Genomic DNA, 23,417 nt, shown 5'->3' with positions numbered 1-23,417 from the left:
GGGCGCTGGGACGCCCTGTTCCCGCCCCGATTCTTTTTGAACTCGGTTCACCAATCCGTTGGTGTGCAGAGGACACGAAGTCAGGTGTTGACAGGACGGGTTACACTGCGACATGCGAGGTGACTGCCCCCAAACGTGGGGGGTGGCCCTCAAGACTGGAGGCACAGCATGAAAGTAGGGATTAACGGCTTCGGCCGCATCGGTCGTCTGGTGTTCCGTGTTCTGGAAGCTCGCGGCGTTGAAGTGGTCGCCATCAACGACCTCACCGACAACAAGACGCTCGCCACCCTCCTGAAGTACGACAGCACCGCCGGACGCTTCGGCGGCACCGTCGAATTCGACGACAACAGCCTGACCGTGAACGGCAAGAAGATCCACGCGCTGGCCGAACGCGACCCCGCCGCCATCAAATGGGGCGAGATGGGCGTGGACATCGTCATCGAATCCACCGGCATCTTCACCACCCGCGAGGGCGCCGGCAAGCACCTCGAGGGCGGCGCGAAGAAGGTCATCATCACCGCCCCCGCCAAGAACGAGGACATCAGCATCGTGCTGGGCGTCAACGAGCAGGACTACGACCCCGCCAGCCACCACATCATCAGCAACGCCAGCTGCACCACCAACAGCCTCGGCGCGCCCATGAAACTGCTGGACGAGGCCTTCGGCATCGAGAAGGCCATCATGACCACCGTGCACTCCTACACGAACGACCAGCGCGTTCTGGACCTGCCGCACAGCGACCTGCGCCGCGCCCGCGCCGCCGCCGTGAACATCATCCCCACCAGCACCGGCGCCGCCAAGGCCGTCTCGCAGGTGTACCCCGCCCTGAAAGGCAAGTTCGACGGCACCAGCCTGCGCGTGCCCACCCCGGTCGGCAGCATCAGCGACGTGGTCGTCATCCTGGGCCGCGACGTGACGGTCGAGGAAGTCAACGACGTGTTCCGCAAGGCCGCCGAAGGCAGCCACAAGGGCATCATCAGCTACACCGAGGACCCCATCGTCCTGCAGGACATCGTCGGCGACCCGCACAGCGCGATCATCGACGGCGGCCTGACCATGGCCATGGGCAGCCTCGTGAAGTTCTTCAGCTGGTACGACAACGAGTGGGGCTACAGCAACCGCATCGCGGACCTGACCCAGCTCGTGCAAGCCAAGGGCTGAACACCGCCCGGTGATGGTTGATGGTTGATGGTTTCCCGACTGTCGACCATCAACCATCACTTTTGCCTGCCCTTTTCACCTGCCTTTGCCCTGGAGGAATCATGCAGAACCTGAACTCACTGAATGTCAGCGGAAAGCGCGTGCTGGTGCGCGTGGATTACAACGTGCCGGTCAAGGACGGCGTCGTGCAGGACGACACGCGCGTCACGGCCAGCCTGCCGACCATCCGCGCGCTGCTGGACGCCGGCGCCCGCAACGTGATCCTGATGAGCCACTTTGGCCGCCCCAAGAACGGCCCCGAGGAGAAGTACTCCCTGAAACCCGTCGCGCCCGTGCTTGAAGGCGTGCTGGGGCAGCCCGTGACGTTCATTGCGGGCGCGGCCGACAGTGACGAGACCCTGGCCGCCGTGCAGGCCCTGCCGGAAGGCGCCGTGGCCCTGCTGGAGAACGTGCGGTTCAGCGCCGGCGAGGAGAAGAACGACGCCGACCTGAACGCCCGCCTCGCGCGGCTGGGCGACGCGTTCGTGCTGGACGCCTTCGGCAGCGCGCACCGCGCCCACAGTAGCGTGAGTGGCGTGGCGGGCCTGCTGCCGCACGCCGGCGGCCTGCTGCTGGAAGCCGAGGTGACGGCCCTCGGGAAACTGCTGAACAACCCCGCGCACCCGTACGTGGTGATCATCGGCGGCGCCAAGGTCAGCGACAAACTGCTGGTCATCGAGAACCTGCTGCCCACCGTGGACCGCATGCTGATCGGCGGCGGCATGGCCTACACCTTCGTCAAGGCGCAGGGCGGCAAGATCGGCAAGAGCATCCACGAGGACGACTTCCTCGACAAGGCCCGCGAACTGCTCGCCAAGTACGGCGAGAAGATCGTGCTGCCCACCGACACCCTGGTCGCCGACGCTTTCAGCAACGAAGCGAACACCCGCGTGGTCCCCACCGCCGAGATTCCCGACGACTGGGAAGGCCTGGACATCGGCCCGGACAGCCGCGAGGCGTTCACGCAGGCTCTGGCAGGCGCGAAGACCGTGTTCTGGAACGGCCCGATGGGCGTGTTCGAGTTCGAGAAGTTCGCGGGCGGCACGAACGCCATCGCCCAGGCGGTCGCGGACCTCGGTGAAGGCACGTACAGCGTGATCGGCGGCGGCGACAGCGTCAGCGCCATCAACAAGAGCGGACAGGCGGACCGCGTGTCGCACATCAGCACGGGCGGCGGCGCCAGCCTGGAACTGCTCGAAGGCAAGGCGCTGCCCGGCGTGGAGGCCATGAAATGAAGAACCTGCTGGCACTCAACTGGAAGATGAACAAGACCCCCAGCGAAGCGCAGACCTGGGCGCAGGAACTCGCGGCAGGCCTGACCCCCGGCGAGGCGCAACTGGCCGTCATGGCGCCCGCCATCATGCTGCCCGCCCTGGCCGCGAACCTCCCGGCCGGCGTGGCCTTCGGCGGGCAGGACGTGTCCGCGCACGAATCCGGCGCGTACACCGGCGAGATCAGCGCCGCCATGCTCGCCGACGTGGGCGCCCGCTACGCCGTCGTGGGCCACAGCGAACGCCGCGAATACCACGGCGAGACCGACGCCACCGTCGCCGCGAAGGCCCGGCAGGCGCAGGCGCACGGCCTGACGCCCATCGTGTGCGTCGGCGAGGGCCTGGACGTGCGCGAGAAAGGCGAGCACGTGCCCTACACCCTCGCGCAACTGGAAGGCAGCCTCGAAGGCGTCGGCCCGGACGTGGTCGTCGCGTACGAACCCGTATGGGCCATCGGCACCGGCAAGACCGCCACCGCCGACGACGCCGAGGAACTCGCCCTCGCCATCCGCGAGGCCCTCACCGTCCGCTACGGCAGCGACGCCGACCGCATCCAGGTGCTGTATGGCGGCAGCGTCAAACCCGACAACATCGCCAGCATCTGCGCCAAACCCAACGTGAACGGCGCCCTGGTCGGCGGCGCGAGCCTCAAGGTCGCCGACGTCATCGGCATGAACGACGCCCTGAAGTAAGCGGGGGCAAGACAGACAGGAGCAGCGGCCGGGAAACTGGCTGCTGCTCCTGTTGATGGTTGATGGTTGATGGTTGATGGCGGATGGCGGATGGCGGATGGTGGATGGTGGATGGCGGATGGTGGATGGCGGATGGTGGATGGTGGATGGTGGATGGTGGATGGTGGATGGTGGATGGTGGATGGTGGATGGTCAACAGCGTGTGCGCGGCACCTGCGCCCAGGTCAACCCCGGCCTACGGCCCGCTTACAACACGGTGAAGATCAGCACGGCGAGCGCGAAGCCGATCACGCCGATCAGGGTCTCCATCACGGTCCAGGTCTTGAAGGTGGTGGGGATGTCGAGGTTCAGGAGGCGGCCCACCAGCCAGAAGCCGGAGTCGTTGACGTGCGACACGACGACGGAGCCGGCGGCGGCGGCGATGACGATGGCGGCCACGTCGGTGCCTGCGTACCCGGCGGCGGCCACGGCAGGCTGGATGAGGCCGGCGGCGGTCAGGAGAGCGACGGTGGCGCTGCCCTGCGCGATGCGGAGGAGGGCGGCGATCAGGAACGCGGCGGCGATGACGGGCACGCCCAGGTCGGCGAGACTGCCGGACACGGCGTTGCCGATGCCGCTGGCGCGCAGGACCGCGCCGAACATGCCGCCCGCGCCGGTGATCAGCACGACAGAAGCGATGGGCCCCAGCGAGGAGTCGAGGAGTTTCTCGATGGTGACGGCGTCGCGGCCCCGGCGGGCGCCGAGGACGACGGCAGCGACCAGGACGGAGATCAGCAAGGCGACGGGCGTGTTCCCGAACAGGCGGATCAGGACGACGGCCGGGTTGGCGGCGTCGAGGCTGCCGGCGGTCGCGAGGGCGTTCAGGCCGGTGTTCCCGAAGATCAGGATCAGGGGCAGCAGCAGCGTGGCGATCACGGTGCCCGCGCCGGGCGGGTTGCTGGGCGGTTCGACACTCATGGCGCCGCCGCTGAGGAGTTCCGGGACGGGGTTCGGGTAGCGTTTCCCGGCCCACAGGCCGAACAGGTACGCGGCGAGGAACCAGGTGGGCAGCGCGACCAGCAGGCCCACGCCGATCAGGGTGCCCATGTCGGCCTTCAGCAGGTCGGCGGCGGCAACCGCGCCGGGGTGCGGCGGGACGAACACGTGCATGACCGAGAACGCTCCGGCGGCGGGCAGGCCGAAGCGCAGGACCGGCTGGTTCAGGCGGCGGGCGACGGCGAACACGACGGGCAGCATGACGATCAGTCCGGCATCGAAGAAGATCGGGAAGCCGAACAGCAGCGAGGCGACGCCCAGCGCGAGTGGGGCGCGCGGCTCGCCGAAGCGGGTGACCAGCGTGTCTGCCAGGACTTTCGCGCCGCCGCTGGTTTCCACGAGGCGGCCGAGCATGGCGCCCAGACCGACGAGCAGGGCGACGCTGCCGAGGGTGCTGCCGAACCCGTCGGTCAGGATCTTCACGATCTCGCCGTTGGGCAGGCCGGTGGCGAAGGCGGTGATCAGGCTGATGAGGATCAGGGCAACGAAGGCGTGCAGCCGCAGTGCCATGATCAGGAACAGCAGGGCGGCCACGGCGGCGGCGGCAATGCCGAGCAGCGTGGGGGCGGACAGGGTCTGAACGAAGGTATCCATGAGGCTCCGGGGGTGCGTTATATGGACTTCCGACTGAATGGTTTGCATAAACCGTTCAGTCCGAGCGGATGCGAGTAGGAAAGAAGCGGGTTCCGGGCGTGGAGTTGGCAACCCGGTGGTGTGCCGGGTTGTGAACGAAACAGACGGAATCCGTCTTACAGGGCGCGCAGGTCGTGCGTGAGGGTCTGGAGGGCGAGGGCAGCGTGCCGGTACTTCCGGCCAAGGGTGGCGTACAGGGGGGCGTCGGCGTCGGGTTCGACGGTGTCGAAGGTCAGGGCGTGTGGGAGGTCCAGGCCGGCGCTACGGGCGGCGATCAGGGCCGCGCCGAAGGCACTGCCCTCGAACAGGTCGGCGCCGTCGGGGACGAGAACGGGGGCGTTCAGGGCGTTCGCCAGGACGCGCAGCCACGCGCGGGAGCGGGTCAGGCCGCCGGTCGCGCGGTACTCGCGCAGGGGTTGCGTGCCGCTGGAGAGCAGGTCGGACAGCCACGCGAGGTGCAGGGCGACGCCTTCCATGCCGGCGCGGGCGATGTCGTGCGGGCCGTGGTGCAGACCCAGGCCCAGCAGGCTGCCGCTGACGTGCGGGTCCCACAGCGGGGCGCGTTCGCCGCTCAGGGCGGGCAGGAACAGCAGGCCGCGCGCGCCGGGGGTGGTGGCGTGCAGCAGATCGTCGAGGTCCTGGGGGATGCTCAGATTGTCGCGCAGCCAGTTCAGGACGATGCCCGCGTTGTTGCTGGGGCCGCCCACCAGGTAGCGTTCCTGGCCGCCGTGGTCGGCGCGGTAGCTGAACAGGTGCGCGTGCGGGTCGGCGGCGGGGCAGGGCGTGAAGGTCCGCACGGCGCTGCTGGTCCCGACAGACAGGGCCGCTTGGTCGGGGCGGGTGATGCCGAGGCCCTCGGTGGCGGTCACGCCGTCGCTGGCGCCGATGGCCCAGTGGGCGGCGGCGAGGCGCGGGTAGCGGGTGCGGTAGGTGGGTTGCAGGGGCGGCAGCGGAGTCTCGATGGGGTGCACGGTGGGCAGGTGCGCGGCGGTGACGCCGGCCTGAGCGAGGGCCTGCGGGTCGTACGTGCCGCCGCGTCCCAGCAGGCCGGTGGCGGAGGCGGTGCTCTGATCAGTCCAGTACACGCCGAAGAAGCGGAGCAGCAGTTCTTCCTTCACGCCGCTGACGCGCTGCACGTCGGTCAGTTGCCCGGCGGCGTGCAGCGCGGCGAGTTTCACGGCGGGCGTCATGGGGTGCCAGGGCACGCCGGTCTGCGCGTGCAGGTGCGTGACCGGGTAGCCCCCGGTGCTGGCGCGCAGGTCCGCGAAGGTGAACACGTCGGACGGACCGCCGCTGCGAATCAGGGTCAGGGTGTGCATGGCGTTACTGAATCCGGCGGCCTGCGGGGTCAGGTCGTGGCGGGTCAGGTACTCCTCCATCCCGCTCAGGGCCAGCGTGAAGGCCTGCATCAGATCCGGGAGGCGCTGGGTGGCCTGTCCGGGCTGTTCGGCGTGCAGTGGGTACGGGAATTGCAGGCGGTGGCGTTCGGTGCGGCCGTGGAACAGCACGGCTTTCAGGGCGGTGGTGCCGAGGTCGAAGGCGACCACCAGCGGCTGGGTGGACGAGGGGTGGGTGGGATTTGACATGGGTCTCCGGCGCTTACTGTTAGCGCTAACAGGGTGGTGCGATTAAGATAACGAACGTTAGGCCGCGCTGCCCCGGAAGTCAAGCACACAGTCTTCAATTCCAGTCAGGCGTTGGGCATAAACCACGTCCAAGACGACATGTTCACCTGATGGGACCACGCCTGCCAGCAGCCAGGAGGACGGTACCTCTGTGCCGGACATCCTTGGAAGCAGCACAGACCTCTGCCAGCCGGACGGAATTCCGTTCAGGTGGTCTGGCGGGGGCGAAGCTCGCAGGGGAAGGTGACCAGGCCGCCCTTCAGGGTGGGGGCGTTCAGGCGGCGGGCGACTTCCGCGCCGATCTCCTCGCGGGGCGTGGCCACCGTACTCAGGGCCGGGTGCACGTGCGCGGAGATGCTCATGTCGTTGTGACCCAGGATCGCCACGCGGCCTGGCACGCTCAGGCCCTGGCGCAGGCACTCGAACAGCGCCCCGGCGGCCACGTCGTCGTTCGAGAAGTAGATGGCGTCCACGCCGGGCTCGCGGGTCAGCAGGCGGCGCAGCAGGGTCACGCCCACCTCGTACGAGGAGGGTTCCTCTACGTTCTCGGCGGCGCAGGGCACGCCGCAGCGTTCGGCCTCGGCGCGGAAGGCCTGCATGCGCCGGGCGTTGCGGGCGTCCCCGACGCCCAGGCAACTGGCGTACGCGAGGTGCCGGTACCCGCGTTCGATCAGGTGCCGGGCCGCCATCGTCCCGGCCTGCGCGTGGTCGTACCCGATCAGCAGGTCCGCCGGGTCCGGGTGGGCGTCCATGACCTCGATGATGCGCACGCCAAAGCGCCGCAGGGCGGGGAGCACGCGCGGGTCGTGGTCCGTGCCGGCCAGGACCATCACGTCGGGCCGCAGAGACAGGAACTGCTCGGCGGCGCGCCACTCGCGCTGCGGGTCGTACTCGGTCAGGTCGATTGCCAGTTGCCAGCCGGGCTGGGTCAGGCCGCGCTGCACGCCTTCCAGGAACGGCACGTACACGCTGTGGTGCAGGGTCGGCAGCACCATCGGCAGCAGGCGCACGGGGCCGCCGCCGGCCAGGGTGCCGGCCATACGGTTAGGGATGTACCCCAGGGCGTCCACGGCGGCCTGCACGCGCTCCCGGATGGGCGCGGTCACGATGTCCGGGCGGTTCAGGGCGCGGCTGACGGTCATGCTGCTCACGCCGGCCTCGCGGGCCACGTCGGCCAGCGTCACTCCTTTCCCGGCCCCCTTCATGCGCCGGAGCATAGCGCGCGGACCGTATAATTCCGCTCATGGCTTCAACCAGTATCCAGAACCTGAAAGCCCACGTGGGCGAGACGGTCACGCTGCACGCGTGGCTGACGGACAAGAGCGGCAAGGGCAAGATCCAGTTCCTGAAACTCCGGGACGGCAGCGGGTTCGTGCAGGCGACCGTGTTCAAGACCGACGTGCCCGAGGACGTGTTCGAACTCGCCAAGCGCCTGACGCAGGAACAGGCGGTTACCGTGACCGGCGAGGTCCGCGCGGACGACCGCGCGCCGGGCGGCGTGGAACTCAGCGTGCGGGACCTCTCCCCCATCAGCGAGAACCACGGCGAGTACCCCATCACGCCCAAGGAGCACGGCATCGAGTTCCTGATGGATCACCGGCACGTGTGGCTGCGTCACCGCCGCCCGTGGGCGATCATGAGAGTCCGGGACAGCGTGCAGCGCGCCATCGTGGACTTCTTCCACGGTGAGGGCTTCATCCGCTTCGACGCGCCGTTCTTCACGCCGAACGCCGCCGAGGGCACCACGGAACTGTTCGAAATCGACCTGTTCGGCGAGGACAAGGCGTACCTGAGCCAGACCGGGCAGCTGCACGCCGAGGCGGGCGCGTTCGCGTTCGGGAAGGTGTACACCTTCGGCCCGACCTTCCGCGCCGAGAAGAGCAAGACGAGGCGTCACCTGCTGGAATTCTGGATGATCGAACCCGAGGTGGTGCCCAGCAACCACACCGAGAACATGAACCTGCAGGAGCGCATGGTGAGCTTCATCGTGCGCCGCGTACTGGACGAGTGCCGCGCGGAACTGGACCTGCTGGGCCGCGACGTGAGCAAACTGGCCGGGGCGGCGGAGGGCAACTACCCGCGCGTCACGTACACCGAGGCGCTGGACATCGTGCGCCAGCACATCGAGGACCGCGACCTGCCCCCGAACGTGCAGGAGGACGTGCAGCCCGTCGAGTGGGGTGACGACCTGGGCGCGCCGCACGAGACGATCCTGGGGCATCACTTCGACCGGCCCGTGATCATCGAGAAGTACCCGGCGGCCATCAAGGCGTTCTACATGCAGCCGGACCCCGAGGACCCGCGTGTGGCGCTGTGCGACGACATGATCGCCCCGGACGGCTACGGCGAGATCATCGGCGGCAGCGAACGCATTCACGACTACGACCTGCTCAAGTCCCGCATCGAGCATGAGGGCCTGCCGCTGGAAGCCTTCGAGTGGTACCTGGACCTGCGCCGCACGGGCAGCATGCCGCACGCCGGGTACGGCATGGGCCTGGAGCGCGTGATCGCGTGGATCACCGGCATCGACCACATCCGCGAGGCGATTCCGTTCCCGCGCATGCTGACCCGCATGCGTCCCTGAAAACCAGTCGGGTGGGGGCGGGGTGAGCCGGAGACGGCCTGCCCCGCCCCTCTCTGTTGACGGTGTATGGTAGTGGGCAGGAGCAAAGCAAGTGAATCTATTCACGATAAATCCGGATCGTGAAAGAATTGTTGGTTTGCCTCAGTCGATCAGGGAGGCCGACCATGACGCTCCCGGACGCGCTCCGACTCCCGGAACGTCCCGCCCGATGCGGTAGACTGCCCCCATGATCGCGTATTGCGAGGTGAGTGCCTTCACCGACACGCCTGGGCACGGCAACCGTGCGGGCGTGGTGCTGGACGCCGCACACCTGACCCGGCAGGACATGCAGTCGCTGGCCGCCATGCTGGACGCCCCGGAAACCGTATTCGTGCTGGGGCACGCGGACGGACTGGCGCGCGTGCGTTACTTCACGCCCACCCAGGAGGTCGATTTCTGCGGGCACGCGACCGTCGCGCTGGGACTCACGCTGGCGCAGGCGGGCCTGTGGAGCGGCGAGGCCCTGGCCCTGGACACGCTGGCCGGACGGATCCCGCTGCGGCTGGAATGCCGGGCGGGAGTACCGTGGCGCGTGTGGATGCAGCAGCCCACGCCGCAGTACCGCGCGGTACCCGCCACGCTGCGCGCCGAGCTGGCCGACTCGCTGGGCATCGACCCTCGCATGATTCACCGGGGCCTGCCCCTGGCGGCGGCCAGTACCGGCCTGTGGAGCGTGTTCGTGCCCCTGCTGGACGCCGTGATCCTCGACGGGCTGGAACCGGACTTCCCGCGCATTCACGCACTGACCGAATCGCTGGACGTGGGCAGCATCTACGCGTACGCACCCATGGGCGTCAACCGCTTCGCCGCGCGGGATTTCGCCCCAGCACTGGGCATTCCCGAGGACCCCGTCACCGGCAGCAGTGGCGGCGCACTCATGGCCCTGCTGGCCAGCCAGGGCCGCCTGCCGGTCCGGCACGGCCGCGCGTGCGGCATGATCTACCAGGGGCACGCACTCGGCACGCCCGGCGAGATCGAAGTCGAACTGGAGCTCACGGGCGAGCAGGTCAGCGCCGTACACGTGGGCGGGCAGGCCACGCTGGAACGCGAGGGGCACTGGACTCCCCGTCAGCCCAGCGTGCGCGGCTGAGCTGACCTCTCCCCCGTTCCCGCCGGGCACCTGTCCACTCCACCTGTCCACCCTGCCGAGCCTCGCCCTGACGGTCCGGGCCTATAGTGCCCGGATGCTTGGATTGATCTGTGTAGATGTGGACGGCACCCTGGTCGGCACCGGGAACGTGATTCGGGACGACGTGTGGGCCGCCCTGGCAGACGCGCGCGAGAAGGGCGTGCACATCGCGCTGTGCTCGGGACGGCCCGCCATCGGGAACGCCCGCGCGTACGCGGAGCGGCTGGATCCGGACGGCTGGCACGTGTTCCAGAACGGCGCGAGCATCGTGAAGGTCAGCAGCGGCGAGAGCCTCAGCGAACCGTTCCCACCGCAGGCACTGCCGGGCCTGATCGGGCGGGCGCACAAGACGGGAAGGCTGCTGGAGGTGTACACGGACCTGGAATTCGCGATCACGCACCCCGGCGAGTACGCCGAGCGGCACGCGGCGCTGCTGGGCGTCTCGTATGACGCCCGCCCGCCCGAGGCGCTGGAGGGGACGGTCGTGCGCGTGCAGTGGGTCGTGCCGCGCACCGAGGAGCACGCGGTCGTGAACGAACCGCATGAGGGCCTGGACCTGCATCCGGCGGGCAGTCCGGTCATGCCGGACGTGTCGTTCATCAGCGTGACCCGCGCCGGCGTCAGCAAAGGCAGCGCCATCGAACGCATCGCCGCGCACTACGGCGTTCCCATGGACCGCGTGATGATGGTCGGCGACGGCGAGAACGACGTGTCAGCCATGCGCGTCGTCGGGCATCCGGTCGCCATGGGGAACGCCGACCCGCCCGCCGTGGCCGCCAGCCGCTACCGCGTGGCGCACGTGGACGATGGTGGCCTGCGCGAAGCGGTCGAACTGGCCCTGACGCTGTAAAGCACGCAGGGTTGATGGCTGACGGTGGATGGTTGATGGAGAACGCATGGCTGTTCCATCAACCATCCACCGTTCACCGCTGCCCGTGCCCGTGGCAGGCTGTGGCGTATGCCTGAGCTGGTGAAAGTCTGGACGGAGTACGTGGCACTGGGTGTGGAACTGACGGCGGCCATCATCATCGCCCTTGCGGCGCTGGTGGGCGCGGTGCGGGCGCTGCTGGCGTTCGTGCGGCCCAGCGGGTCACCGGACGTGCAGAACAAGAGTTTCCACAGGCGAGGGAATAGCGACCAGCACGAAGGCCCAGGAGGCAGGGGCTTGAAATTCCCCGGTCTCATGGGCCTTTATGCGAAGTGACTATGCCTCGCATCCCCAGCCTACCGCACAGCATCATCACCGCTCAGCTGAACCGGGTCACCAGCCTCAGTGGCCTCATCCCCTACAGCACCCTGTGTAAAAGTGCCATCTCCAAAGAGATGGCGCGGGACTCCTTCGCCTCCACGGAGGACTTCAAGCGTCGAGCCAGGAACGCGCCGGAGGGCGCGTTCCTGGCCATTGATTTCGTCATGGTGCCCCACGCCGGACGGACGATGGAAGGCGTGAACTACCACTACAGCGGTCAGGCCCAGACCCGTCTGGGCCATCAGTTCACCTCCGCGGCCCTGGTCAGGTTCGGTGAAGATCCAGTTCCGTTGCTGGAGCGCTTCAAGGTTTCCCAGGCCCTGCATACAGAGCGCTATCCTTACCGTACAGCGACTCAGGAAATGATCCACGTCGTCCAGGATTGCCTCGCGGCGGGCGTCCCCATGGCGGGTCTCCTCCTGGATGGGGAGTTCGGGCGGGACGCGGCTGTGACCTTCAGTCGCGAGCATCAGATTCCGGTATTGATCCGTGCCAAAGCCAATATGACCGTGCAGTTCGAGGGTGAGGGACTCACCCTCGGTGCGCTGAGTCGGCAGTTCCCTCCAGAACGCTGCCACCTGTACGCGGAGTTCGGGTGGCGTGTCCGTCGATTGTCGGTCACCCGTGAGGTCGGTGGGTTCGATGTCCTGATCGTGTGGCGCAAGGTGCACGGGGAGTGGACACGGTTTTTCCTGTTCAGCACGTTTGGTGGTGACGTCACGGTTCGCTCACTGCTGCGGGCCTGGAAGGCCCGCTGGGGAATTGAGGTGATTCACCGGTTCTTCAAGCAGAACCTGGGACTGGGACGCTGTCATTGCCGGACGATCCAGGCGCAGGAGAACTGGGTGTGGTGCGTGGTGGAGGCCTTTCACGCGGTGTTACGGGTGCGTAGGGAAGTACCGGGAATGACGTGGCGGGCCGCACAACGGCAGGCAGCTCAGAATGCCGAAAAGTACGTCCTGACCGGGATGGAGCAGGACGGCCCCCTGCTTGACGCCGCGTGACACGACATCAGCAGGGAAGTGGAAACTCTTGGCAGAAGGAGAGCCTGCGGCTGGAACTGGCGCGCTGGCTGGCCGTGGCGCTGGAGTTCACGCTGGCCGCCGACATCCTGCGGACCGCGATCGCCCCAAGCTGGGACGACATCGGGAAGCTGGCGGCCATTGCCACGCTACGCACGCTGCTGAACTACTTCCTGCAACGCGAGATCGACGGACACCACGCCCGGCAGGCAGGCGCGGAGGACGCGGTCAGTCGCCCGTGACGCTGCTATCCGTGACGCTGCGGATGGCCTGCACGATGCGCTCGCCGTAGTTCTCGATGCGTTTGGGGCCCAGGCCGGGAATATCGGTCAGTTCTGCTGGCGACTGCGGCTGGCGGGCGGCCAGGGCGTCCAGCGTGGCGTTCGTGAAGACCACGTAGGCGCTCAGGCCGGTCTCGCGGGTCAGGTCGCGGCGCAGGTCGCGCAGGGCGTCCGCCACGCGGTCCGTGAGGTCCGGGCGGGCTGTGGCGGACCCGGTGGGCGGGGCATCCAGCAGGGCCGGGGCGCTGGGGACCGGGGCACTGGGGCGCGGAGTACTGGGGACAGCGCCGCGCAGGACGCCCAGCACGGCGCTGTTCTCGCGCACGCCGCGCTCCTGCGGGGTGGCCTGGGGGGCGGGCGTGCCGGTCAGGTGATCGCGGACGATCTGCACGACCTCGTCGCCGTAATCGGCGAGTTTGCGCTGCCCGACGCCGCTGACGGTGCCCAGCAGGGCGTGACTGGTGGGTTTCAGGTCGCACACGGCTTTCAGGGTGGCGTCCGTGAACACCACGTACGGCGGGACGCCCTGCGCGCGGGCGCGTTCCAGCCTCCAGGCTCGCAGGGCCTCGAACAGCGGTTGGTCGGCGGGGGCGACGGGTGCGCGGCCCGGCCCGCTTTTAGCGCGGTCCCGGTCGCGTTTGCTGGGGCGGGGGGCCAGGGTGTCCTCGCGCAGCGCGAGGGTCTGCTCGCCTTTCAGGATGGCGCGGGCCTTGCCGGTGGCGCTCAGGCCGTGGTGCTCCCCGGCCGCGAGGTAGCCCAGGCTGACGAGTTGCCGCAGCAGGCCCCGCCAGTACTTCTCGTCGTGCGCGGCCCCCACCGCGAAGGTGGGCAACTGGTGGTGCCCGAGGCTCACGATGCGTTCGGTGGCGTGGCCCATCAGCACGTCGGTCAGGTGGGCCGCGCCGAAGCGGTTGCCGGTGCGGATCACGGCGGACAGCGCCATCTGCGCCTCGCGGGTCGCGTCGCGCACGCTGGGCGGGTTCAGGCAGGTGTCGCAGTTCCCGCAGGGAGCCGGCAGGTCCTCGCCGAAGTACGACAGCAGCACCTGCCTACGGCAGGTGGCGGCCTCGCAGTACGTGAGCAGCGCGTCGAGTTTCGCGGATTCCACGCGCTTGACCTCCTCGGGCGCGTCGCTGGAGGCCAGCATGCGGCGCACGTTCACCACGTCCGCGAGGCCGTACACCATCCAGGCGGTGCTGGGCAGGCCGTCGCGGCCGGCGCGGCCGGTTTCCTGGTAGTAGCTTTCCATGCTCTTGGGGATGTCCAAGTGCGCCACGAAGCGCACGTTGGGTTTGTCGATGCCCATGCCGAAGGCGACGGTGGCGACCACGACCAGCCCTTCCTCGTTCAGGAAGCGTTCCTGGGCGCTGTTGCGTTCGCGTGGAGGGAGGCCCGCGTGGTACGCGACGGCGTCCACGCCCTGCGTCTGGAGCCAGCGGGCGGTTTCCTCGACGCTCTTGCGGGACAGGCAGTACACGATGCCGGCGTCGCCCCGATGCTCGGCGGTGATGAAGTCCAGCAGTTGCGTCTTGGGGCCTTCCTTGTTCGCCACGCGGTACTGGATGTTCGGGCGGTCGAAGGAACTGATGAACTGCGGCGCGCCGCCCAGTTGCAGCACGCTGAGGATGTCGGCGCGGGTGCGGTCGTCGGCGGTGGCGGTCAGCGCGAGGCGCGGGATGTGCGGATACCGGTCGGGCAGGACGCCCAGGCCCTGGTACTCAGGCCGGAAGTCGTGACCCCACTGCGAGACACAGTGCGCCTCGTCCACCGCGAACAGCGCGACGGGCGCGCGGTCGAGCAGGTCCAGCGTGCGCGGCAGCAGCAGGCGTTCCGGCGCGACGTACAGCAGGTCCAGCTCGCCGGACAGCAGGGCCGATTCGACCTCACGCACGCCGTCCAGGGACAGGGTGGAGTTCAGGAACGCGGCCCGCACACCCAGGGCACGCAGGGTGTCCACCTGATCCTTCATCAGCGCGATCAGCGGCGAGACGATGATGCCCACGCCGGGGCGCAGCAGGCTGGGCACCTGATAGCACAGGCTCTTGCCGCCGCCGGTGGGCATCAGGACCAGGGCGTTGCCGCCTTCTACCACGGTGCGCACGATGTCGCCCTGCACGCCCCGGAAGGCGTCGTACCCCCACACCTTCTTGAGGACGGTCAGGGCGGCGGCGTCGTGGGCAGTCGGGAGGGTAGAGGCGGGTGCAGACATTCCCACCAGCATACCGCGTTACGCACAGGACGTAACTGACGGGTGTGGGGGCGCGGCCGGGCCGCCATTGGTTAACACTGGTTTTACCAAAGTCAGGTTCACGCGGCGGCGTTCCAGGGCATCTTACGGAACGCGAACGATCAACCGGGTTTCTCATGTCACCCACGGAACGGACAGCCCGCAGGGCCCACGCGCCCCCGTCCGTTCCGCTCTTCTCCCCCGCCACCGCTTCACCGGAGGACCACCGATGTCACAGACGAACGCCCGCACCCCTGCGCCCCACCCCCACCAACCCTCCACGCAGGGCGTCACCCTGAGCGTCAACGGGCAGGAACACAGCCTGACGCTGGACCCGCGCGTGACGCTGCTGGACACCCTGCGCGAGCACCTGCACCTGACCGGCACCAAGAAGGGCTGCGATCACGGGCAGTGCGGGGCCTGCACCGTGCTGGTGGACGGCACGCGCGTCCTGAGCTGCCTGACGCTGGCCGTCATGCACGACGGGCAGGAGGTCACGACCGTGGAGGGCCTGGGCACGCCGGACGCCCTGCACCCGCTTCAGGACGCCTTTATCCGGCACGACGGGTACCAGTGCGGGTACTGCACGCCGGGGCAGCTGTGCTCGTCGGTGGGAACGCTGGACGAGATCGCGCGCGGCGTGCCCAGTCACGTCACGGACGACCTGGACGACGTGAGCTTCAGCGCCGAGGAACTGCGCGAGCGACTGAGTGGGAACATCTGCCGCTGCGCCGCGTACCCGAACATCATCGCGGCCGTCAGCGAGGTGCACGCCGCGCAGAATGGGGCCGCCACGCAGGAGGCTGCACAGTGAGGGCCTTCACGTACGAGCGGGCCACCACACCCGAGGCGGCCGCCGGGGCGACCCTGGCCGAGGGCGCAAAGTTCATTGCGGGCGGCACGAACCTGCTGGACCTGATGAAGCTGGACATCGAACGTCCCTCGCATCTGGTGGATATCAGCCGCCTGGACCTGAAAGGCATCACGGAAACGGAGGACGGCGGGCTGCGCGTGGGCGCGCTCGTCACGAACACCGACCTCGCCAGCGATCCGCGCGTGAAGGCCGGGTACGGTGTGCTGTCGCGCGCGATCGTGGCCGGGGCGTCCGGGCAGATCCGCAACAAGGCCACGACCGGCGGGAACCTGCTGCAACGGGCGCGCTGCTCGTACTTCTACGACACCAACCTGCCGTGCAACAAGCGCGAGCCGGGCAGCGGCTGCGCGGCCCTGACCGGCCTGAGCCGCCCGCTGGCCGTGATCGGCACATCGGACGCCTGCATCGCGCAGCACCCGTCAGACATGGCGGTGGCGATGCGCGTGCTGGACGCCCGGGTGAACACCCTGCAGGCGGACGGCACCGAGCGCGCCCTGGCCCTGGACGACTTCTACCGCCTGCCGGGCGACACGCCGCACCTGGAAACCACGCTGGAGGCGGGTGAACTGATCACGGGCGTCACGCTGCCGGCTCCGGTCGGCGGCACGCACGTGTACCGCAAGGTCCGCGACCGGGCGTCGTACGCGTTCGCGCTGGTGTCGGTCGCCGCGATCGTGAACGGCCGGGAATCCCGCTTCGCGTTCGGCGGGGTCGCCCCCCGCCCGTGGCGTGTAGAGGAAGCCGAGACGGCCGGAGCAGCTGCCGGACCAGACGCGCGTGCCCGCGCCGTGATCAACGCAGCCTTCGCGGACGCGCGTCCCACCGAACAGAACGCCTTCAAGGTTCCGCTGCTGCGCCGCACCCTGACCGCCGTGCTGGAGCAGGCCTCCGGGGAGGAGAAATGAAGTTCGATCAGCCCGCCACACCCAACCCCATCGATCAGGAACGCGTCGTCACGCGCCCACACACCCGCATCGAGGGGCCGCTGAAGGTCACGGGACAGGCCCCGTACGCCTACGAGTACCAGCTGCCCGAGACGCCCACGTACGGCTTCGTGCTTGGCGCTGGCATCGCCAGGGGGAAGATCAAGTCCATCGACACGGCCGCCGCCGAGGCCGCGCCGGGCGTGCTGCTGGTCCTGACGCACGAGAACATGCCCGCGCAGGGAGCGTCGGACACGCCCGTTCCGCAGCAGGAGGACGCCTCGCCGCAACTGGCCGGGCCGGAAGTGCGGCACTACCATCAGGCGGTCGCGTTCGTGGTTGCGGAAACCTTCGAGCAGGCGCGCGCCGCCGCCAGCCTGATCGAGGTGGAGTACGAGGTCACGTCCGGCCAGTTCACGCTGGCGGACACCGTGGACAGCGGCGAGGAACCGGATGACGCGGTGGACAGCGTCGTCGGGAACTTCGAGAAGGCCTTCGACGCGGCCGAGGTGACCGTCGACCTGACCTTCACCACCCCGGATCAGTCGCAGGCACCGATGGAACCGCACGCGACCATCGCGCACTGGGACGGCGAGCAGCTGACCGTGTACACCGCGCATCAGGTGGTGCACTGGGTCAAGCGCGGGCTGGCGCTCACGCTGAAGGTGCCGCAGAAGAACGTCCGCGTGATCAGCGCCTACGTGGGTGGGGGCTTCGGCACGAAACTGCTGTTCTTCTCGGACGCGGTGCTGTCGGCCGCCGCCGCGCGTGTGCTGGGCCGCCCGGTCAAGACGACCCTGCAACGCCCGCTGATCTTCAACAACACCTCGCACCGCGCCGCGACCATCCAGCGCGTGCGGCTCGGCGCGGACCGCAACGGGAACCTCGCGGCCGTCGGGCACGAGGCCTGGACCGGGAACCTGCCGGGCGGCGACACCGAACCCGCCTGCGAGCAGACGAAGTACCTGTACGCCGGCGAGCACCGCCAGATCCAGACGCGCAAGACGGAACTCGACCTGCCGCCCGGCGCCAGCATGCGCGCCCCCGGCGAGGCCGTGGGGATGCTCGCCATCGAGGGCGCGATGGACGAACTTGCCGAGAAACTGGGTGTAGACCCCGTCGAGTTGCGCCTGATGAACGACGTGCAGTTCGACCCGGAGAAAGGTCCGAAACGGCCGTTCTCGTCCCGCAAGCTCGCGCAGGCTCTGCGGGCAGGCGCCAGGGCCTTCGGGTGGGACGACCGCCCCCGCACGCCGCAGGAACGCCGTGACGGCGAGTGGTTCATCGGGTACGGCGTGGCGTCCGCGTTCCGCACGAACCTCGTCAAGCCGTCCGGCGCGACCATCCGACTGGAACCCGGCGGGACCGTCACGGTCGAGACGCAGATGACCGACATCGGCACCGGCAGTTACACCATCCTCGGGCAGGTGGCCGCCGAGATGCTCGGGGTGACGCTGGAGCAGGTGCAGGTGCGCCTCGGTGACAGCGAGTACCCCGAGTCCAGCGGGTCCGGCGGCTCCTGGGGCGCGAACAGCGCCTCGGCGGGCGTGTACGCCGCGAGCGACGCACTGCGCCGCGACCTTGCGAGGAAGGCCGGGTACACGTACGCGAACGCCGTGTTCCGCAACGGCAAGGTCTGGCAGGGCGCCGAGTGCACCGAACTGAGCGAACTCGCCGGCAAAGAGGGCGTGAGCGCCACCGGCAGCATGACGTACGGCGACCTGGACGAGCAGTTCATGCAGGCGGGCTTCGGCGCGCACTTCGTGGAGGTCCGCGTGAACGCCTACACCGCCGAGATCCGCGTGAACCGCGCGCTGAGCGTCGTCGGGGCCGGGCGCATCCTGAACCCCATCACGGCCCGCAGCCAGTGCCTGGGCGGCATGACCATGGGCATCGGCTCCGCGCTGATGGAGGAGCTGCACGTGGACCACGACCTGGGCCTGTTCGTGAACCACGACCTCGGCGAGTACCACGTGCCGGTGCACGCGGACATTCCCGATATGGACGTGATCTTCCTCGACGAGCTCGACGACGCCTCCAGCCCGCTGCGCGCCAAGGGCCTCGGGGAACTCGGGATCAGCGGCGTAGGCGCGGCCGTCTCGAACGCCGTGTACAACGCCACGGGCGTGCGCGTCCGCGACTTCCCCATCACGCTCGACAAGGTCCTGGCCGGCTGGGACGCACAGGAATAAAACACCACTGGAACGCCCCCGCTGTCAGTTCAGGCGGGGGCGTTCTGGTCTGACCTGACGGTCAGCGGACCTTGACCTCTGCGGGCACGCGCAGGTCATCAGTGAGGTTCACGGCACTCTTCGCAAAGCGGTCCCGCAGGAAACGCCCGTGCGTCAGGAGGTCCTGCCCACCCGACTGGAGCGCCGTGTTCAGCACGTCCTGCACGCCGTCCAGCAGCAGTTCCAGCTGCTCGACCAGCAGCGCGCGGCCCGTCCGGCCGTCCTGCAGGGGCGCGGTATCGGCCAGGGTGCGGGGCAACTTCAGGTAAGCCTCGACCGCGTTCGGGGCGTACTCCTCGCGGACGGCGCGGGTGAGGTACTCGGCCTCGCTGCCCTGCTGTCCCTGGCCGCGCAGCAGGTCCAGCGCCTCACGCGTCCTGATGTTCAGGGCTGCCAGCTGGGCGCGCGCGTCGGCAGGCAGGCGGTCGTCCTGCACGTACCCGCTCAGGCGACCGTCAGGCGCCGCCTTGGCAGGTGCCGCCTTGGAAAGAGACACGCCGGGCACCTGCGACGGAAGCTCGGGCGGCCGCGCCACCTCCGGCGTACGCTCCCGCTTCCCGAACCCGCCTGATGCCGCCCAGCCCAGCCCCATGAAGAACAGCGGGTAGATCAACCACCCGGCCCCCAGGGCCATGAACACCACGGCAGCCAGCAGGCCCGCCACCAGCCCCGGCTGCGCCGCCCGCCAGTTCCCGAACGCCCGCGAACCGAAGAAGCCCAGCAGCATCCCGGCCGCCGGGTGAACCACCCACGCCGCGCCCAGCACCGCCAGCAGCGCGATCACCGCCGAGGCGCGCGCCACGCCCGCAAACGTCTTCCCTTCAGGCGAGAACACCGTTCTGGCGAAGAAAGCAATGGCGAACGCCGCCGCCACCTGCACCGTCCAGCCCAGCGGCCCCAGCAGGTCTCCCAGGTCCATCACGTGCGCCCTCCCCTCATGACTTCCAGCATGAACTCAGGGTACACCCGCGCCCGCACCGTCGCCCGTCAGTGGAAGTTGCAGGAACACCAGGTCCAGCCACCGCCCGAACTTGAACCCCACCTGCCGGAAGTGCGCCACCCGCCCGAAACCCAGCCCCTCATGGAACGCTAGGCTCCCGGCGTTCCCGGCATCCACGCCGCCGATCAGCGAGTGCAGCCCCCGCTCCCGCGCCTGCGCGATCAACGCCAGCAGCAGCGCCCGGCCCAGACCAGCGCCCCGGCAGTCCTCCCGGACGTACACGGAATGCTCGGCCGTGAACCGGTACCCCGGTTTCTCCCGGAACGGCCCGAACGTAGCCCAGCCCGTCACCACTCCGGCACGGTCCGTCACCAGTACCGGCCAGCCATCCTGCACCTTGTGATCAAACCACGCCAGCCTCGATTCCAGACTCACCGGCTCCAGGTCGTAACTGGCCGTCGTGTGCAGCACCGCGTGATTGTAGATCTCCAGGATGGCCGGAACGTCCGCGCGGGTGGCAGGGCGGACAGTGGGTAGGTCGGGCATGCACCGACCCTACCGCCCGCACGGACCGCCCGCCTAGGCCAGACGGCGCATCACCGGGCAGACGACAGCCGGTCAGAATGCAGGTCGTTTCAGGAGGTCAACCATGTCCAGTTCAACGCCGCCCGGCTCCGGGTGGATCGTTCCCTTCTACGACCTTCAGGACCGCCTGACCGGGTGTTACTCTGCGCCGCCGCACGCGACACATGTCGAGGCGGCCCGGCGCCTGCGCGAGCAGTACCCGCAGGCGACCCGGCTGCTGGAACTCGGCGCCGGGGGCGGTCAGTTCGCCGTGAGCGCCGCCGCCGAGGGGTTCGCGGTCACGGCACTGGAGTTACGGGCTGCGGGGGTGAGCCACATGCTGCGGCTGGCGCGCGAGCAGGGCGTGACCCTGAGCGCCGTTCAGGGAGACTTCTACACGGCCACCCCGGGCGGTCCCTTTGATCTGGTCGCGTACTGGGACGGCTTCGGCATTGGCAGCGACGACGACCAGCGGCGACTGCTGACCCGGATCTCCGGCTGGCTGGCACCCCAGGGGCACGCGCTGCTGGACATCTACACCCCGTGGTACTGGGCCAGTCACGCCGGGTACACCCGCCACACCGACACCTACACGCAGGTGTACGGGTTTGACCGTGCAGCTTGCCGCATGACCGACACGTACGTGGACCCCAGCGGGCAGCGGCACAGCCAGTCGCTGCGCTGCTATTCCCCCGACGACCTGCGCCGACTGCTGGCGGGCACGGGGCTGCGTCTGGCGCGGGCCGAGCCGGGCGGGATGTTCGACACCGGCACCGGAACGTGGCACCCGCAGGCGGACTGGGCGTCGTGCATGACGTTTCAGGCGGTCCTCGTTCCAGAGTAGACCGGGGCGTTCCGGCGCGTGCCGGATGGGAACACGAACCGCGCCCCCTCCGTAACGGGAGGGGGCGCGGTCTGCCGGTTGCCAGTCTTACTTGCGCAGGCTGGGGTTCAGGACTTTCTTGCGCAGGCGGATGTTGTGGGGGGTGAGTTCCACGAGTTCGTCTTCGCTGATGTATTCGAGGGCGTCTTCGAGGCTCAGTTTGCGGATGGGCGTCAGGGTCAGGGCGTCGTCGGCGCCGCTGGAGCGGACGTTCGTGAGCTTCTTGTTCTTGCAGACGTTCACGTTCATGTCTTGCTCGCGGGCGTTCTCACCGACGATCATGCCGATGTACACTTCCGCGCCGGCGTCGATGAAGAAGGAGCCGCGGTCCTGGAGTTTCCAGATGGAGTACGCGAAGGCGGGGCCGTCTTCCATGGAGACGAGGCTGCCGTTCTGGCGGCTCTTGATCTCGCCGGCCCAGGGGGCGTACCCGTCGAAGATGTGGCTCATGATGCCTTCGCCCTGGGTCATGCTCAGGAACTGGTTACGGAAGCCGAACAGGGCGCGGCTGGGGATCTTGAATTCCACGCGCACGCGGGTGCCCATGGGTTCCATGTTGACCATCTGGCCCTTGCGGCTGCCCAGCACGCCGATGACGGCGCTGGAGAGGTTCTCGGGCATGTCGAGGACGAGGTGCTCGATGGGTTCGTGCTTCTCGCCGTCGATGTCGCGGATGATGACCTGGGGCGCGCCGACCTGCACTTCGTAGCCTTCGCGGCGCATGGTTTCGAGCAGGATGCTCAGGTGCAGTTCGCCGCGACCGGAGACCTTGAACTCGTCGGGGCGGATTTCCTCGACTTTCAGGGACACGTTGGTCATGACTTCTTTCTTCAGGCGGTCGTTCAGGTGGCGGCTGGTGACGTACTTGCCGTCCTTGCCCGCGAAGGGGCTGGTGTTCGGCTGGAAGATCATGCTGACGGTGGGTTCGTCGACGGTGATGATGGGCAGCGCTTCGGGGTCGGCGAGGTCGGCGACGGTTTCACCGATCTGTGCGTCTTCGATGCCGGCCAGGGCGACGATGTCACCGGCGCTGACGGCGTCGGCTTCGATGCGGCGCAGGCCCATGTGCGTGAAGGGCTGCACGATGCGGCTCTTGGTCATGGTGCCGTCTTTGTGCATCAGCTGGACGAATTCGCCCTTCTTGACGGTGCCGCGCTTGACGCGTCCCAGAACGATGCGGCCCAGGTACTCGTTGTAGTCGAGGTTGGTGACCAGCATCTGGAAGGGGGCATCGACGTCGACGCTGGGGGCGGGGATGTGCTCGAGGACCATGTCGAACAGTTCGTGCATGTCGTCCTGGGGCTTGTCGAGTTCCTTGTAGGCCTTGCCGTCGCGGGCCACGGCGTACAGGATCGGGAAGTCCAGCTGGTCGTCGTTCGCGCCGAGTTCGGCCATCAGGTCGAAGGTCAGGTTGACGACTTCTTCCGGGCGGGCGTCGTTGCGGTCGATCTTGTTGACGACCACGATGGGCTTGAGGCCCAGTTCGATGGCCTTGCGCAGCACGAAGCGGGTCTGGGGCATGGGGCCTTCGGCGGCGTCCACGAGGACCAGGGCGCCGTCGACCATGCCGAGGACGCGCTCGACTTCCCCACCGAAGTCGGCGTGGCCGGGGGTGTCGACGATGTTGATCTTGATGCCGTTGTACTCGACGGCTGTGTTCTTCGCGAGGATGGTGATGCCGCGCTCTTTTTCAAGGTCGTTGCTGTCCATGGCGCGTTCGGTGATTTCCTCGCCGTGGCCGAGCTTCAGGGTCTGGCGCAGCAGGGCGTCCACGAGGGTGGTTTTACCGTGGTCGACGTGTGCAATGATCGCGATGTTCCTGTATTCCATAACTGTCCGTCCTTTTTCCGCCCAGCCACGCCGTCCGGCCTGTGCGGGCCTGGGCGCGAGGGGCGGCAGCGTCCCTGCAACTTGCTGCATGAACTGTGGTGCGTAAAACGCCCGCCGCACTGTCGCCGTGGGCGGGACACCCAAAACAGGATTTTACCATAACTGCAGGGTGTTGTTCTCATGTC

At 68.4% G+C, this 23,417-nt stretch carries 20 protein-coding genes; 13 read left to right on the top strand and 7 right to left on the bottom strand.

What is annotated here, in order from left to right; all coding sequences use genetic code 11:
* Nucleotides 1-168: 168 nt before the first annotated feature.
* From gap to tpiA, 3 genes are all read left to right on the top strand, one after another.
* The gene (gap, locus tag M8445_RS12900) at nt 169-1,161 is read left to right on the top strand and encodes a type I glyceraldehyde-3-phosphate dehydrogenase (RefSeq protein ID WP_088247629.1); all 993 of its coding nucleotides are present in this window, start codon (nt 169-171) and stop codon (nt 1,159-1,161) included.
* A gap of 101 nt (nt 1,162-1,262) precedes the next feature.
* A complete protein-coding gene (locus M8445_RS12895) occupies nt 1,263-2,435 on the top strand; it encodes a phosphoglycerate kinase (RefSeq protein ID WP_273988218.1) in 1,173 nt (390 codons plus the stop codon).
* Nucleotides 2,432-3,163 (top strand): triose-phosphate isomerase, encoded by a 732-nt coding sequence (gene tpiA / locus M8445_RS12890; RefSeq protein ID WP_273988217.1) that lies wholly within the window; start codon nt 2,432-2,434, stop codon nt 3,161-3,163. The genes M8445_RS12895 and tpiA overlap by 4 nt, the downstream gene beginning before the upstream one ends.
* A 246-nt stretch (nt 3,164-3,409) precedes the next feature.
* Here tpiA and M8445_RS12885 read toward each other — a convergent pair whose 3' ends face one another.
* From M8445_RS12885 to M8445_RS12875, 3 genes are all read right to left on the bottom strand, one after another.
* Nucleotides 3,410-4,792 (bottom strand): GntP family permease, encoded by a 1,383-nt coding sequence (locus M8445_RS12885; protein WP_273988216.1) that lies wholly within the window; start codon nt 4,790-4,792, stop codon nt 3,410-3,412.
* Nucleotides 4,793-4,947: 155 nt separating this feature from the next.
* Nucleotides 4,948-6,417, bottom strand: a complete 1,470-nt coding sequence (locus M8445_RS12880) for a gluconokinase (RefSeq protein WP_273988215.1) — start codon at nt 6,415-6,417, stop codon at nt 4,948-4,950.
* Nucleotides 6,418-6,662: 245 nt separating this feature from the next.
* Nucleotides 6,663-7,661, bottom strand: a complete 999-nt coding sequence (locus M8445_RS12875) for a LacI family DNA-binding transcriptional regulator (protein ID WP_273988213.1) — start codon at nt 7,659-7,661, stop codon at nt 6,663-6,665.
* A gap of 38 nt (nt 7,662-7,699) precedes the next feature.
* On the opposite strand from M8445_RS12875, the gene asnS reads away from it, so the two are divergent.
* The 6 genes from asnS to M8445_RS12845 all read left to right on the top strand — a co-directional run bounded on the left by asnS (nt 7,700) and on the right by M8445_RS12845 (nt 12,721).
* A complete protein-coding gene (gene asnS / locus M8445_RS12870) occupies nt 7,700-9,040 on the top strand; it encodes an asparagine--tRNA ligase (protein WP_273988211.1) in 1,341 nt (446 codons plus the stop codon).
* Between the two features lie 226 nt (nt 9,041-9,266).
* Nucleotides 9,267-10,169 (top strand): PhzF family phenazine biosynthesis isomerase, encoded by a 903-nt coding sequence (locus M8445_RS12865; protein WP_273988208.1) that lies wholly within the window; start codon nt 9,267-9,269, stop codon nt 10,167-10,169.
* 94 nt (nt 10,170-10,263) lie between these two features.
* On the top strand, nt 10,264-11,058 hold the full coding sequence (locus tag M8445_RS12860; RefSeq protein ID WP_273988206.1) for a Cof-type HAD-IIB family hydrolase: 795 nt from the start codon (nt 10,264-10,266) through the stop codon (nt 11,056-11,058).
* 108 nt (nt 11,059-11,166) lie between these two features.
* The gene (locus M8445_RS12855; protein ID WP_273988205.1) at nt 11,167-11,412 is read left to right on the top strand and encodes a hypothetical protein; all 246 of its coding nucleotides are present in this window, start codon (nt 11,167-11,169) and stop codon (nt 11,410-11,412) included.
* 2 nt (nt 11,413-11,414) lie between these two features.
* On the top strand, nt 11,415-12,461 hold the full coding sequence (locus M8445_RS12850; protein WP_273988203.1) for a transposase: 1,047 nt from the start codon (nt 11,415-11,417) through the stop codon (nt 12,459-12,461).
* Nucleotides 12,458-12,721, top strand: coding sequence for a DUF1622 domain-containing protein (locus tag M8445_RS12845; RefSeq protein ID WP_380090379.1), 264 nt, complete (start codon nt 12,458-12,460; stop codon nt 12,719-12,721). The genes M8445_RS12850 and M8445_RS12845 overlap by 4 nt, the downstream gene beginning before the upstream one ends.
* On the opposite strand, the gene recQ is transcribed toward M8445_RS12845, so the two are convergent.
* On the bottom strand, nt 12,708-14,969 hold the full coding sequence (gene recQ, locus M8445_RS12840; RefSeq protein ID WP_273988199.1) for a DNA helicase RecQ: 2,262 nt from the start codon (nt 14,967-14,969) through the stop codon (nt 12,708-12,710). The genes M8445_RS12845 and recQ overlap by 14 nt on opposite strands.
* A 247-nt stretch (nt 14,970-15,216) precedes the next feature.
* On the opposite strand from recQ, the gene M8445_RS12835 reads away from it, so the two are divergent.
* From M8445_RS12835 to M8445_RS12825, 3 genes are read left to right on the top strand one after another with little or no spacing between them, the layout of a single operon-like run.
* Nucleotides 15,217-15,801: a 2Fe-2S iron-sulfur cluster-binding protein gene (locus M8445_RS12835; protein WP_273988197.1), complete on the top strand. Its 585-nt coding sequence runs from the start codon at nt 15,217-15,219 to the stop codon at nt 15,799-15,801.
* Nucleotides 15,798-16,766 carry an FAD binding domain-containing protein gene (locus tag M8445_RS12830; RefSeq protein ID WP_273988196.1) on the top strand — a complete coding sequence of 323 codons (969 nt, stop codon included), beginning with the start codon at nt 15,798-15,800 and terminating at the stop codon, nt 16,764-16,766. The genes M8445_RS12835 and M8445_RS12830 overlap by 4 nt, the downstream gene beginning before the upstream one ends.
* Nucleotides 16,763-18,976, top strand: coding sequence for a xanthine dehydrogenase family protein molybdopterin-binding subunit (locus tag M8445_RS12825; RefSeq protein WP_273988194.1), 2,214 nt, complete (start codon nt 16,763-16,765; stop codon nt 18,974-18,976). The genes M8445_RS12830 and M8445_RS12825 overlap by 4 nt, the downstream gene beginning before the upstream one ends.
* Nucleotides 18,977-19,037: 61 nt before the next feature.
* Here M8445_RS12825 and M8445_RS12820 read toward each other — a convergent pair whose 3' ends face one another.
* Both M8445_RS12820 and M8445_RS12815 read right to left on the bottom strand, forming a co-directional pair.
* Entirely contained in the window at nt 19,038-19,934 is an 897-nt protein-coding gene (locus tag M8445_RS12820; protein ID WP_273990914.1) for a hypothetical protein, read from the bottom strand.
* A gap of 36 nt (nt 19,935-19,970) precedes the next feature.
* Entirely contained in the window at nt 19,971-20,501 is a 531-nt protein-coding gene (locus M8445_RS12815) for a GNAT family N-acetyltransferase (RefSeq protein ID WP_273988191.1), read from the bottom strand.
* Nucleotides 20,502-20,604: 103 nt separating this feature from the next.
* On the opposite strand from M8445_RS12815, the gene M8445_RS12810 reads away from it, so the two are divergent.
* Nucleotides 20,605-21,363, top strand: a complete 759-nt coding sequence (locus M8445_RS12810) for a class I SAM-dependent methyltransferase (RefSeq protein ID WP_273988190.1) — start codon at nt 20,605-20,607, stop codon at nt 21,361-21,363.
* A gap of 87 nt (nt 21,364-21,450) precedes the next feature.
* Here M8445_RS12810 and typA read toward each other — a convergent pair whose 3' ends face one another.
* A complete protein-coding gene (gene typA / locus M8445_RS12805; protein WP_273988189.1) occupies nt 21,451-23,232 on the bottom strand; it encodes a translational GTPase TypA in 1,782 nt (593 codons plus the stop codon).
* Between the last annotated feature and the right edge of the window lie 185 nt (nt 23,233-23,417).

Origin of the sequence: Deinococcus aquaticus (assembly GCF_028622095.1) — a bacterium.
GTDB lineage: Bacteria > Deinococcota > Deinococci > Deinococcales > Deinococcaceae > Deinococcus > Deinococcus aquaticus.
This window is presented reverse-complemented; position numbering and strand designations above follow the sequence as displayed.